Source organism: Flavobacterium sp., assembly GCF_035456225.1.
Taxonomy (GTDB): Bacteria; Bacteroidota; Bacteroidia; order Flavobacteriales; family Flavobacteriaceae; genus Flavobacterium.
Genome location: NZ_DATIDM010000174.1, coordinates 1 through 12,840 on the forward strand (window position 1 = coordinate 1; position 12,840 = coordinate 12,840).

General features: G+C 39.5%; 12 protein-coding genes. 4 read left to right on the forward strand and 8 right to left on the reverse strand.

Annotated features, from left to right (window positions below; translation table 11 throughout):
• Positions 1-242 precede the first annotated feature (242 nt).
• Together VLB74_RS10545 and VLB74_RS10550 are read right to left on the reverse strand one after the other, a co-directional pair.
• Positions 243-1,454 (reverse strand): MFS transporter, encoded by a 1,212-nt coding sequence (locus VLB74_RS10545; protein ID WP_325203422.1) that lies wholly within the window; start codon positions 1,452-1,454, stop codon positions 243-245.
• Positions 1,455-2,366 (reverse strand): AEC family transporter, encoded by a 912-nt coding sequence (locus tag VLB74_RS10550; RefSeq protein WP_325203423.1) that lies wholly within the window; start codon positions 2,364-2,366, stop codon positions 1,455-1,457.
• A gap of 178 nt (positions 2,367-2,544) precedes the next feature.
• On the opposite strand from VLB74_RS10550, the gene meaB reads away from it, so the two are divergent.
• Positions 2,545-3,630 carry a methylmalonyl Co-A mutase-associated GTPase MeaB gene (gene meaB / locus VLB74_RS10555; protein ID WP_414655599.1) on the forward strand — a complete coding sequence of 362 codons (1,086 nt, stop codon included), beginning with the start codon at positions 2,545-2,547 and terminating at the stop codon, positions 3,628-3,630.
• 45 nt (positions 3,631-3,675) lie between these two features.
• Here meaB and VLB74_RS10560 read toward each other — a convergent pair whose 3' ends face one another.
• From VLB74_RS10560 to VLB74_RS10570, 3 genes are all read right to left on the reverse strand, one after another.
• Positions 3,676-4,041, reverse strand: a complete 366-nt coding sequence (locus VLB74_RS10560; protein ID WP_325203424.1) for a four helix bundle protein — start codon at positions 4,039-4,041, stop codon at positions 3,676-3,678.
• Positions 4,042-4,177: 136 nt separating this feature from the next.
• Positions 4,178-4,405, reverse strand: coding sequence for a hypothetical protein (locus tag VLB74_RS10565; RefSeq protein WP_325203425.1), 228 nt, complete (start codon positions 4,403-4,405; stop codon positions 4,178-4,180).
• Positions 4,406-4,454: 49 nt separating this feature from the next.
• Entirely contained in the window at positions 4,455-5,849 is a 1,395-nt protein-coding gene (locus VLB74_RS10570) for an MATE family efflux transporter (RefSeq protein WP_325203426.1), read from the reverse strand.
• A gap of 217 nt (positions 5,850-6,066) precedes the next feature.
• Between VLB74_RS10570 and VLB74_RS10575 the strand changes: the two genes are divergently transcribed.
• Positions 6,067-6,630 (forward strand): hypothetical protein, encoded by a 564-nt coding sequence (locus tag VLB74_RS10575; protein ID WP_325203427.1) that lies wholly within the window; start codon positions 6,067-6,069, stop codon positions 6,628-6,630.
• A 9-nt stretch (positions 6,631-6,639) separates the two neighbouring features.
• Here VLB74_RS10575 and VLB74_RS10580 read toward each other — a convergent pair whose 3' ends face one another.
• A complete protein-coding gene (locus tag VLB74_RS10580) occupies positions 6,640-7,515 on the reverse strand; it encodes a PPK2 family polyphosphate kinase (RefSeq protein ID WP_325203428.1) in 876 nt (291 codons plus the stop codon).
• A 156-nt stretch (positions 7,516-7,671) separates the two neighbouring features.
• On the opposite strand from VLB74_RS10580, the gene VLB74_RS10585 reads away from it, so the two are divergent.
• Complete coding sequence (locus VLB74_RS10585; protein ID WP_325203429.1) at positions 7,672-8,508, forward strand: DUF6929 family protein; 837 nt, start codon at positions 7,672-7,674, stop codon at positions 8,506-8,508.
• A gap of 201 nt (positions 8,509-8,709) precedes the next feature.
• Entirely contained in the window at positions 8,710-9,198 is a 489-nt protein-coding gene (locus VLB74_RS10590; RefSeq protein WP_325203430.1) for a YybH family protein, read from the forward strand.
• An 80-nt stretch (positions 9,199-9,278) separates the two neighbouring features.
• Here VLB74_RS10590 and VLB74_RS10595 read toward each other — a convergent pair whose 3' ends face one another.
• Both VLB74_RS10595 and VLB74_RS10600 read right to left on the reverse strand, forming a co-directional pair.
• Positions 9,279-10,466, reverse strand: a complete 1,188-nt coding sequence (locus tag VLB74_RS10595; protein WP_325203431.1) for a hypothetical protein — start codon at positions 10,464-10,466, stop codon at positions 9,279-9,281.
• Positions 10,467-10,729: 263 nt separating this feature from the next.
• Positions 10,730-12,840 (reverse strand): T9SS type A sorting domain-containing protein (locus VLB74_RS10600; RefSeq protein ID WP_325203432.1); only part of this gene is annotated, 2,111 nt, incomplete at its 5' end.

The following is a 12,840-nucleotide window of genomic DNA, read 5'->3' on the forward strand; positions in this document are numbered from 1 at the left end:
CAGATAATACGGATTATACAGATAACCATCTGACTGATTAAATTCAAAAATCTGCGAAATTCAGCGAAATCAGTAAAATCTGTGTGCTTATATTATTCTGCCACAGATAATACGGATTATACAGATAACCATCTGACTGATTAAATTCAAAAATCTGCGAAATTCAGCGAAATCAGTAAAATCTGTGTGCTTATATTATTCTGCCACAGATAACACGGATATCACAGATGATTACATAACTACTATTTCTTCTTAAGATTCGGAAGAAAATAAGCAATAATACCGATTAACGGAAGGAACGAACAGATGCCGTAGACAAATTCAATGGAAGTCCTGTCGGCCAAATAACCCAGAACAGCTGAACCCAAACCTCCGATTCCGAAGGCAAAACCGAAGAACAATCCGGAGATCATTCCCACTCGTTCCGGCATTAATTCCTGTGCATATACCAAAATGGCCGAGAAAGCGGAAGCGATTATGACCCCGATAGCAACCGAAAGAATTCCGGTCCAGAACAAATTGGCAAACGGCAGCATTAACGTAAACGGAGCGGCTCCCAAAATGGAGAACCAGATGATGTATTTTCGCCCGAACTTATCGCCTAACGGTCCGCCAATTAAAGTTCCCAAAGCAACTGCGCCCAAGAACCAAAACAGATGATACTGCGCCTGCAATACGGAAATATGGAATTTTTCTATCAAATAGAACGTAAAGTAACTCGACATCGAGGACGTATAAAACGACTTCGAAAAAATCAGGATTAGCAATAAAACCACCGACATTTTTACTTTTCGTGGGGAAAGGTCATGATGTTTTTCTGCTGTCTTTTTCTTTGCTTTTAAGGAGATTAGTTTCTGTTGGTACCAAACGGCGATTCGGCTCAACACGATAATTCCGACAACGGCTGCCAGTACAAACCATAAGATATGCGACTGTCCGCGTGGCACAACGATTAATGCTACTAATAAAGGTCCGATTGCTGTTCCTGTATTTCCGCCTAACTGAAAAATGGATTGTGCCAAACCTCGTTTTCCACCCGAACCCAGGAATGCAACTCGTGAAGCTTCAGGATGAAAGATGGACGAACCCACTCCCACCATCGCTACTGAAGCCAATATTAAAGGAAAACTGGAGGCCTGTGAAAGCATGATAATTCCGCTGAGCGAGAACAACATTCCGAAGGCCAATGAATACGGTTTCGGTTTTTTATCGGTATAAATCCCAACAAAAGGCTGCAACAAGGAAGCGGTTACCTGATACGTAAAAGTTATAAGGCCGACTTGCGTGAACGTCAAAGCATAATTCGCTTTCAAAACGGGATACATCGCAGGGATCACCGCCTGCAGCAAATCGTTTATCAGATGCGCAAAACAGATGGAGAACAGTATGGAATACACTGTAGTTTGTGATACCTTTTTCTCTTCAATCGTTGCGGTTGCTGTTGTTGTCTTCATTTAGATATGTTGTAAAACGTAATACCAAAATAGTAAAGTGATGAAAGAAATCGGGATTCCGAAACCAATCATCATGCTGCTCAATTTAGGCTTCAATCCGTAGGTTGATGCTACTATTGTCCCGGTAATCATTGGTGCCATGGCCGCTTCGAATACTGAAACCTGAACTTCCTGCCCTTTTCCGCCCAAAAGCACTACATACAGCAGATAGAAAAAAGCCGGAGTGATGATTAATTTGAAAAGCAACCCCAGGGAAAGAAACCCATAATGCTTACTTTTTCTGTCGAATTCCAATTGCATTCCGACCGAAACAAGGGCTATCGGTGTGACTGTACTTCCCAAACGCTGAAAAACCGATTGCAGCATTTGGGGGAAATCCGCATCGAGAAGAACTAACGCGCAGGAAATCGCAAAAGCTATGAATGGCGGAAAAAACAGTATTTTCTTCAGTATGGTATTGGTACTTGCTGTTCCGCGAGAGCACATGGTTGCCACAAGAACTGCCAAAGTCGAAACCACCACAAACGATCCGGGCTGGTCTACAATAACGGCTGTTTCCAACGCCTGTTTTCCGTAAACGGCTTCAACGACAGGAAAACCAACAAACGAGGTATTCCCCAGTCCGGCTGTAATAATTAAACACCCCATGAGCTTTTTGGACCATCCGAACAATTTCCCTAAAGTTGTAAAAAAAATATACGACAGTGCAAAACCCAGCCAGGCAATCCCCAATGGAAACAACAGTTTCGAACTGATTTCAAGTTTCGGGATATAATACAACGCAACGGCCGGAAGCGATATATAAATAACGAATTGGTTAAGCGTTTTATAGCTCAAAGAAGGAAATACTGCACTTTTTTTTAGTAAAAAGCCCAAAAGCATGCAGACGAAAATGAGTAAGATATTATCCATGGTAATGTAACGCCGGACAAAATTACGAGTAAATCCAATATGAGACGGGGGTTTTCTTTTTTTAACGTAATTTTAATTCAAATCAAAAGTATGATTTCTGTATCCAAAAAAGCAGAATCATCAAATATCCTTGAAAAGCATGCCCTTTTTCCTTATTTTTACTCTCTAATTCATTTCTGTGGCACTCAAAAAAACACATCCTTCGGCTTTAAAAGAAAATGATGGTATTGAACAACCGGATAGCATCAGTACTTCGTCTGTACAACATATCCAGCAATTCCGAAGAAAACAACCTACTGCCGATGAATTAGTTACCAACATCCTTAAAGGAGATAAAGTTGCTTTGAGCCGTGCCATAACTTTAGTAGAAAGCACGAGTTCTTCCCATTTAGAAAAAGCCAACGAAATCATTAAAGGTTGTTTGCCTTTTGCGAATAACTCCATGCGAATAGGAATTACAGGAGTTCCCGGCGTTGGGAAAAGTACATTTATCGAAGCGTTTGGAAAATACCTTACATCGATTGGAAAGAAAGTGGCAGTTTTGGCCGTAGATCCGAGCAGTTCGATTTCACACGGAAGTATTTTGGGGGACAAAACCCGAATGGAAGAATTGGTAAAAGACGAAAACGCTTATATCCGACCAAGTGCTTCGGGTGAAAGTCTGGGTGGTGTGGCCCGAAAAACACGTGAAGCAATTATCCTTTGTGAAGCCTGCGGATTTGATACGATACTGATTGAAACCGTTGGTGTGGGTCAAAGTGAAACGGCCGTTCACTCTATGGTTGATTTCTTTTTACTGTTGAATTTAGCCGGAGCCGGTGATGAATTACAGGGCATAAAACGCGGCATCATGGAAATGGCCGATGCCATCGTAATCAACAAAGCCGATGGCGATAATGTCAAACGCGCCCGATTGGCTAAAGTCGATTTCAACCGAGCGTTACACCTGTTCCCGTTAAAAAGTTCTGGCTGGTCGCCAAAAGCAAATACCTGCAGTGCCCTGACCAATGAAGGGATATCCGATGTTTGGGAAACGATTACTGATTATTTTACTTTAACAAAAGAAAACGGTTTCTTCGACAAAAAACGTAAGGAACAAAGTCAGTACTGGATGCTGGAAACCATCAACGAACAGTTAAAACTGAATTTCTACAGCAATCCTAAAATCCAGAAACTACTTGAAGAAAACAAAAAAGCGGTACAAAACAATGAGATTTCACCGTTTGCAGCCGCTCAAATTTTGTTGAAGTCGTATTTTGAGTGATCAGTCGCAGTTTACTGTCGCAGTCGCAGTTTACAGTTTCAGTTTTTAGTTACAACCGAATTTGCTAGGGTTGTTAATCATGAAATTGATCAGTTTACCTATCTCGATTGTTTTATCGTTTAGTTTTTTAAATTCTTCATCGCTGATATATTCACATTGCAGCGCAAACTCCAGCCAAACGCTGGATTCTGAATTTTCACCATCACTATCAGTTAATTTACTGATGAAATGATTAACGTATCTCCGTTTTCTATAGGATTCGGCAATATTTGCACAAACACTTCTTGAAGAACGTCTGATTTGATCAGTTAATGAATATTTCTCTTCTTTCGGGAATGATTTGGAAACTTCATAAATTTCCATAGCAAGCGAAAAAGCCTTTTGGAAGGCTAATAATTCTTTGAAATCCATAAAAACTGTTTGGCGTATAAAATAAAAACTAAAACTGTCTACTAAAACTATTCACTGAATGCTGTGACTGTATACTGCAACTGAGACTGAATACTGCGACTGAATACTGCGACTGAAAACCGCGACTGAAAACTAACTACTCCTCGTAACGTTTCATCTCCCTGTCGTAGAACTCGCCCGCGTGGTTGATTAGTCTTTCCATTTCCGCTTCGATTTCCTCTTCTTCTTCTTCATCCAATTCTTCTAAAAACTCAATTTCATCGTCTTTTAAATTGATGATAAAACGAGGGTAATCCAAGTGAATGATGAAGATATCGTCCGGAAAATCAGTATTGTCTGCTATTACAAATTTTGGTAATTCCATATATTTTGAATTATGAGTTATGAGTTAATAAATTACGAATTATGGATTGCTAACTTCTATTTTCTAATTTCAAATCCCGAGCAATCAACTTATTACTCAAATGATTAAAGCGAAGATACAAAAATATTGCCGCTGCCGTTAAACCCGCTAAAAGTCCGATCCAGATTCCCACTGCTTTCAAATCTGTATACAATCCTAAATAAATCGAAATCGGAAAACCGATAAGCCAGTACGAAACAAAGGTCATATACATTGGGATTTTCACGTCCTGCAAGCCACGAAGCGCTCCTAAAACCACCACCTGAATACCATCTGAAATCTGGAAAATAGCGGCTATAATTATCAATTGGGAGGCGATGGAAATCACTTCGGAATTGTCTTTCAAATGAGCTAAATCATGAGCATTCATGAACATTTCCGGTAAATATTGATGAAAAACAACAAAAACAAGGGCAAAAAATACCTGAACGATAAGCGCCAGCAACAATATGGAACGCGCTACGATTCGTAATCCGACAAAATCCTGCGACCCTTTAAAATTCCCCACACGCACCATTCCTGCCACTCCGAATCCGGACACGAACATAAAGGTAAATGTCGCCAAACTCAGTGCAATCTGATTGGCCGCCTGACTGGTTGTTCCTACTACACCCGAAAGCCATACAGCACCGGTAAACAAGGCCACTTCAAAAAACATCTGCATCGCTGAAGGAAAACCAAGATTCACAATTTTACGCACAATATCTTTTCGGAATTCATCGAATGAAAACTTTTCAAAATAAGTCTGAAAACGCTCTTTATGTTTTAAGGAGAAGTGAATGAAAATCAGCATCACAAAACGGGAAATCACTGTTCCGTATGCCGCGCCCAGCATTCCCATTTTCGGGAAAAACCAAAGTCCGTAAATGAGTACAATATTTAAAAACACATGGACGATGTTACACAGCAGGTTCGCCCACATGGCCACTTTCGTCTCCGATTTACCATCAGCGAATTGTTTGTACCCCTGAAACATGATTAACGGAATCAATGAAAAAGCCACTACGTCCAAAAAAGGTTTAGCCATTTCTACAACGGCTGCCGGCTGACCCATGTAAACGATCAGCGGTTTTGAAAAGTAGATTATCGAAAACAATGCGATTCCTAAAATGGTACATAAAACCAATCCGTGATGGAAAATGGTTCGTTCTTTATCTACGTTTTTTTCACCGTCGGCTTCCGCAACCAAAGGAGTAATCGCTGTGGAAAACCCGATTCCGATTGACATGGCGATAAATACGAAACTGTTTGCCAGAGAAGCTGCCGCCAATTCGGTCGGACCTAATTTTCCAACCATGATGTTGTCGACAATCCCCACTAAAGTATGTCCCAACATTCCGAGAATAATCGGATAGGCTAATTTTAAATCATTGGAGAACTCTTTGGTGTAAACAGACAAACGCATTTTTTAAATTTTGCGCAAAGGTAAGCACTTGGTTTTCGGAAAATGGTATCGGAAATTAAAAATTTAACTGAATTTTGATTTTTACGTAAAAATTTAAAAGTCAAAACAATACCTCATCAAAACAGAAAACAAAAAATATTTTAACATTTCCCAACAAACTAAAAAACTGATTTTTCTGTTCTCATACTGAAAAACTAACCCCAAATGTATATTTAGTATGACAAAGATCCCCAAAATCAAAAGTCTGTTTGCTATTGTAGCAGTCCTATTATTTTCCATCGAAACAAAAGCACAGCAAGATGACCCTCCTCTTAAACCAGAGTACCTGCGTCACTGGCGCATCGGATACGGACTCAATCTCGGCCTTCCTTTCAACAATGATTACAATTTCAGTTTAGGAGCCGATGCCCGTTTACAATATGACATCACGACCAAAACATCATTGGCTTTTACAACAGGATACAATCATCTGTTCAGTCCTGACAAGGATTCCGGGTTTATTCCTGCCAAATTAGGTTTCAAATCGTTTTTAGGCAACCAGTATTACGTGTTGGGCGAAGCAGGTGGCGCTTTTGGAGTGACAAAAGAACTGGGCAACTCTTTTTTATGGGCACCGGGAATTGGAGTGGCCACCAAACACATCGACATCAGTCTGCGGTATGAAAACTATTCCGATTTTAATCTGGGACAAATTTCACTGCGACTGGCCTATGGTTTCAGTTCAAAAAAAATCAACAACTATCAAAACAAGAAGCTGAAAAACAAAAAAACGCCTCGATAGGCGTTTTTTTTACTTCCTTAACTGCTCACGGTACGTCGCAAAATTGGCCTTTACTTTTTCGTCCAGTTCCGGTTCTTTGATATCGGCGTACTGTTTCATTTCTTCCCAGATAATCTTGGCCACCATGTAACGCGCCATTTCCTTATCATCGGCAGGAATCACATACCAAGGCGCATATGGTTTTGAAGTTTTATTGATGGCTTCTTCGTAAAACTTCATATAATCATCCCAACGGTCCCTTTCTTTCAGATCTCCGGGAGAAAACTTCCAATGATGTTCCTCTTCTTCCAGTCTTCTTAAAAGGCGTTTGCGCTGCTCTTCTTTACTCATGTGAAAATAAAACTTCAGGACGATGGTTCCGTTTTGCGTGATATGCTTCTCAAAATTATTGATTTGTTCGAAACGGTTTTCCCAAAAATCGGCCGGGATGTCTTCCACTTTTTCAATTCCGGGCAGGTTTTCGTTTAAAATATATTCCGGATGCACCCGGGTAACTAACACATTCTCGTAATGCGTTCGGTTAAAAACCGCAAATTTTCCTTTTTCCGGTAATGCCAAATAGTGGCGCCATAAGTAATCGTGTTCCAGTTCGGTAGAATTTGGTATTTTAAAACTGTGCACCACCACGCCACGCGGATTAAACTCCTTAAAAACCTCCCGAATCAGGCTGTCTTTCCCTGAGGTATCCATACCCTGAAGGCAGATTAGAACCCCGTACCTGTTGTGGGCATACATCACGTCCTGCAACTCACTCAGTTTAGCCTGAACTTTATCGAGTTTCTCTTCTTTTTCTTCATCGTCGATATGGGTTTGCAATACCGTTGGAAAATCATTGATATAAAAAGGAACGGTAATTTTAAAATTGTCGGGATTAAATACTGCCATCTTTTTTCAGTTTATATTAGTAAATATAAGTATTTTTAGGAGCTTTTTAGCTACGCTGAATCTAAAGATTTCCCGCTAGAGTATTATTATTTCACTACTTACCAAAGCAAGAAAATGATTTTCTCTACAATCGGGGCTAAACCAAAAAAACGCAAAATGCATAAATTCACTTTAGAAATCCTTTTTCAAATCATAGGGATTGGTTCCGCTTCCGGACTTATTTATAAAGACAACAATCTGTTTGTTATTGGCGACAATAGCAACTATTTGTATGAATACCAAATACCTACTCAAGAATTAAAACTCCATGCGTTAACTGAAAATCCATCGGAAAACATTCCAAAAGCAAACAAACCCGATTTTGAAGCAGTAACCGAATACGATGGAAAACTATATGTTTTCGGTTCCGGATCAACAGAGAACCGAAACAAAATGGTGACGATTGACTCAAAATCAAAGAAATTCATCTCCTCAACAGATTTGAGCGATTTGTATCTCGTGATGCAATCCTTTGCCGAATTACCACAGAACGACCTCAACATAGAAGGAGCAGTGTATAATGGAACGGATTGGTTCTTATTTAACCGGGGTAACGGTGCTAAAGGAAAAAATATCGTTTTCACAGTTCAGGGAAAGAATCTTACCGAAGAGTTCAACGTCATCTCAACCGAATTTGAACTGCCAAAAATAAAAGGTATACAGGCGAGTTTTACCGATGCCATTTTGGTGAAAAAGAAAATTTATTTTCTGGCCACGGCTGAAAACACGACTTCAACATACAATGACGGAGAGGTCTTGGGCAGTTTTATCGGCTGCATCGATCTTGAAAAAATGGAAATCGATTTCATTCAGAAAATTACCGACACCATTAAATTTGAAGGTTTAGCATTGTATCAGGAAACGCACATGGATATCACGTTTCTGCTTTGTGAGGACAATGATACGGGCGAATTAAAAACTTCTGTTCACAAATTGATTCTGAATAAAAATTGATTCTTTAAACAAACGGAAAAGGAACTATATAATATAAAGAGTTCCCTTTTCCCTTTTCCCTTCTCCCTTCTCTCTTTCCTCTATTCTCTATTCCCACAACTGACCTTTTATCGGATTTAAATAAAATATCATATAATTTTTACTACAAACTATCTGATATTCTGATTTTTATAGTAACTTTAAGTGTTAAATCTCTTATTTATGAAAAACAAGACCATTAAAGGAGTGTTATTAGGAAGTATACTAACCTTGATGTTTTCCTGTAATACCAAAAAAGAAGAAACCGCAGCACCTGTGGTAGACAAAGAACAAATAAAAAAAGAAATACAGGCCAAGGAAGACGAATTTGCCGCAACGTATAATGCCGGCGAGCTCAAAGACATTGGTTATTATGCCGACGATGCGACGACTTTCTTTCAAAACAGACCTCCTTTGGTTGGTAAACCGGCCATCATCGAGTTTTTAAAATCCGATTTGAGTACAAGTTCTACTAATAAAATCTCATTTCAAACCAACGATGTCTTTGTATCTTCCGACGGTAATCAGGTTGTGGAAGTTGGTGCTTATAAAGTAGTTGATTCCACGAATGCTACAATTAACAGCGGAAATTATATGAGTTTGTTTGAAAAAAGGGATGGCAAGTATGTGTGTGTAAGAGATATGAGTGCTTCTGAAATGCCTATAAAATAATAATCTCAAACAATATAAACAATAAGAGGGAGAACAGTTGTTCTCCCTCTTTATTTCGTTACCCTTATAATTTCAACTGATTATCTTCTACGGCCTCCGCCTCCGCCGCCTCCGCCACGCATTCCGCCACCGCCACCACTGAATCCTCCACCTCCGCTGTAGCTGCCACCACCGCTTCTGGTACGACCTGATGATCCCATTGATGAGGAACCCGTCGAAGGTCGTGAAGAAGAACCGGAATAACCTGAAGACTGGCGAGTTGATGGTGAAGTACCCGCTGAAGGACGATTACCTCCTCGGTCGGAAGTCCCGGCTGAAGGTCGATTACCTCCTCGATCTGAAGTTCCAGCTGATGGGCGGTTGCCACCACGATCATTGGTTCCTGCAGAAGGGCGATTTCCTCCCCGATCGGAAGTACCAGCAGAAGGACGATTGGAAGTCCTGTCACTAACACCGCCACTGTTTCGGTAACTTCCGTCCCGATTGTATTGGTTTACTGTATTTGACCGATTTCGGTTACCATTATAGTTATTGTATGTGTTATGATTGTGCACTACTGTCGTATTGTGATAATACCCACCGTGATGATGGTGGTAATGATTATGAGCGTAAATCCCGAATGCCATTACTGTAAATGCTGCGAAATAGGGAGGATAATATCCGTAATAATACGGAGGATAATAAGGCACATAGGCTGGTGAATAAACGTATTGAACGATAGGCGCCTGTTCGACAACTACAGTGGTTGTTGACTGCTGTGCCTGTTGAGTCTGTTGGGTTTCTGTCTTAACAGGATCTTCTCCGGTATAACCGGGATTGGGGGTTTCCTTTCCTCCTTTTGGCTCCACTATATAATCCTTTCCGTATAAATCCTCATCCCCGACAATCTGCATGGTAACTTTTCCTGCTTTATCTTTATCCAATAAAATTGCAGCCACATCCTGCGTTTCATTTTCTTTTACATCAACCTGCAGAACGAACGTAAAGTTATCCCCGTCTTTCTTGGTGGTCACTTTAATAAAATCAACTTTCTTGTCTTTGTTCAGGTCCAGATTATTAATTTTCTTCTGTGAATCGTTAAGTGATTTTTCAAAAGCCTCGATGGTTTTTGATTTTTGGAAAACATCCAAAACCGCATACAAATCCAAACCATCTCCCGGCAATCCTAACCCTTCCGGCTCCTGTCCTTGTTTCTTGTCTTGTGAATAAACGGATACACTCAGAATACCAATCACAAAAAGGATGACTATTTTTATCTTGTTTCTCATAAAACTATAATCTTTTAATTACAACTTATCCAACTAAAGTTACAAAAAAAACTTTTACCTTACTGAAAAACAACCAGTTAATACTATCAATTTCCTACAAAACATATTTTTTAATCGTTCAAAAACAGTTTACTCATTCAAAAAGGTTTTCATCTTACTGTTTTTCTTTTAATGATGCAACGAATAAAAAACAAATGCAGACAAAAAGAAAACCCCCAGACAATTTTTATTGTCTGGGGGTTTCAGAATTGTGTGTAAAGGTATTAGTTCACGATTAATTTCTTAACCTCAACCTGTTTGCCTTTTTGGATTTTAACCATATAAACACCTGTTCTTAAGTTGTTTTGGTTAAATTCAACAAGATTCTCTTCTGCAGTTCTTTCCGCTACTTTTTTCCCTAACATATCGAAAACAACAATTTCAGATCCTGCTAAATCATCACCTTCCACTGTAAAGTGTCCGTTTGATGGATTTGGATATACGTTGATTTCATTCTTGGAAACAATATCATCAGTAGACAATAATGTATTCACAGAGAAACTATAATCTACACCTCCACCAAAATCAGGGTTGATGGTTTTAATAACATTATTGGAAGCATCCAGTATCTTAAGAGAACCTGTTCCTTGTCCGGTATTTGCCCACCAGTATAAACCATCTTTTCCAGTATCGTTAACTCTCAAACGGTAACAACCATTAGTAACTTGAGGCGACTGATAAGTATAAGTGTATGTTGTGTTTGCAGTAGAAAATGTTTTACTGTCAACTGCCGTACCGCTTGAATTGTAAAGCGTATAATTGTTTTGGAATGGTTGATTGTTTGTTCTCAATTGGATCTTAAATACCGATGGCATAACATCAGGTAAGCTGAAACTGGAAACCACCTTATTATTATTTGCATATCCGTCTGTACCTCCATTTACTGTGTTGATTTTTGCAGTAAATTTATTATTGGTACTGCTAACCCCTACGTTCCATAAGTTACTTATCGGTAAAAGAACATCCGTAGTAGCCATGGAAGCTAACGAACCTGTCCAAGTGTATGTTTGATGTGTAGCGGCATTGTTAATCCAATACTCAAATACAACCGAATTCAAAGTATTTGCCCCTGTGTTTCTAATGGTAATAATTGGCCTTTCACACATTGGATTGATTCTTTGAAACTCGGCATTGGCGTTATTAGGTGCTTTAATTTGTTCGATTGAAGCATCCACTGTAAAATTCGGAGCACCATATCCAACAATTTGGTGTGTAACAATGTAATTATAAGCACCTACACCCGGAGCAGAAGTTCTATAATCCAAATTAATAGAAGCACCTGGAGTGACATTTGGCGTCAAATCCTGTTCTTTCATCAATGATCTTTGACCAGGACACCATCCTTGTCTGTCATAAACCCATGTTCCACCTTGAGGATAGATAGGATTTTCAGAACATGATTGCGAAATAACCCAGTTGTATCTCTCCACGTTGTTCATTAAAATCTTGTGGTAAATCTGTCCGCCATTTTGCTGGAACTCACCCTCATTTCCGTGACCGGTAATCGACGATTTCAATTTGAATGAAGTAGCCGACGGACTGAATGTGAAGTTATTAGTCGTGAATTTAGAACCATTGTTGATATTAGCAATACTAACATTCCCCATACGGAAATGACCTTGCCATACCTGATCGTACTGTATTACATTTCTTGGAGGTGTTCCCACAATGAACATAAACTCCATATCCATTTCTTCCTGCCACTTACCTCCATTAACTACCAATTGCTTGTTACCTTTTAGCAATTTAACGTAATCAGACATATCGAAGTACCATGATTTACCGTTCGGACCTAAATCCAATCCGTTACCGTAAGGCGAAACAAACGACATAATTTCATTATAGAACGGATATCTTTTGTAGTAATCCAAGTCCACAATCGCTAAAGTTCCCTCCGGTGTAATAGGAAGCGTTGTTATCAAGGCTCCTGTATCTCCATTATAAACATTTTCTGGTGTAGTATCGAACATGAAAGTCGTAGCTACAGTATTTATAACGTCATTTCTCATCGGCATTATACCTTCCATAGAAGTAATCGAGTAGCTTTTAACCGTTTTTTTACTTCTTGGATAAGAAAAACGAGATACCACATCCGTTACAGTTTGGCTATATGTTCCGCGGTAAAAAGTAATATTCGGTAAAACAGAAGATTCAGTAAAAGTTGTTGTTAGCTGATCGCCTCTTTCAAAATCCCAAGCCAAATTTGCCCCTTGAGAAACCACACCATTTTTAGCGTCGGTTACAGTCTGTCCGGTCATTTCATCCAACTTGTAATAAGCTACTAGATTAGCGTAGTCAGGATGTGTATTATCGATTGACTTATTTTTACAGGCCG

Coding starts and splice junctions, on each gene's coding strand:
- VLB74_RS10545 (WP_325203422.1), bottom strand. CDS start 1,454: ATGAAGACAACAACAGCAACCGCAACGATTGAAGAGAAAAAGGTATCA.
- VLB74_RS10550 (WP_325203423.1), bottom strand. CDS start 2,366: ATGGATAATATCTTACTCATTTTCGTCTGCATGCTTTTGGGCTTTTTA.
- VLB74_RS10560 (WP_325203424.1), bottom strand. CDS start 4,041: ATGGATTTCAAAGAATTATTAGCCTTCCAAAAGGCTTTTTCGCTTGCT.
- VLB74_RS10565 (WP_325203425.1), bottom strand. CDS start 4,405: ATGGAATTACCAAAATTTGTAATAGCAGACAATACTGATTTTCCGGAC.
- VLB74_RS10570 (WP_325203426.1), bottom strand. CDS start 5,849: ATGCGTTTGTCTGTTTACACCAAAGAGTTCTCCAATGATTTAAAATTA.
- VLB74_RS10575 (WP_325203427.1), top strand. CDS start 6,067: ATGACAAAGATCCCCAAAATCAAAAGTCTGTTTGCTATTGTAGCAGTC.
- VLB74_RS10580 (WP_325203428.1), bottom strand. CDS start 7,515: ATGGCAGTATTTAATCCCGACAATTTTAAAATTACCGTTCCTTTTTAT.
- VLB74_RS10585 (WP_325203429.1), top strand. CDS start 7,672: ATGCATAAATTCACTTTAGAAATCCTTTTTCAAATCATAGGGATTGGT.
- VLB74_RS10590 (WP_325203430.1), top strand. CDS start 8,710: ATGAAAAACAAGACCATTAAAGGAGTGTTATTAGGAAGTATACTAACC.
- VLB74_RS10595 (WP_325203431.1), bottom strand. CDS start 10,466: ATGAGAAACAAGATAAAAATAGTCATCCTTTTTGTGATTGGTATTCTG.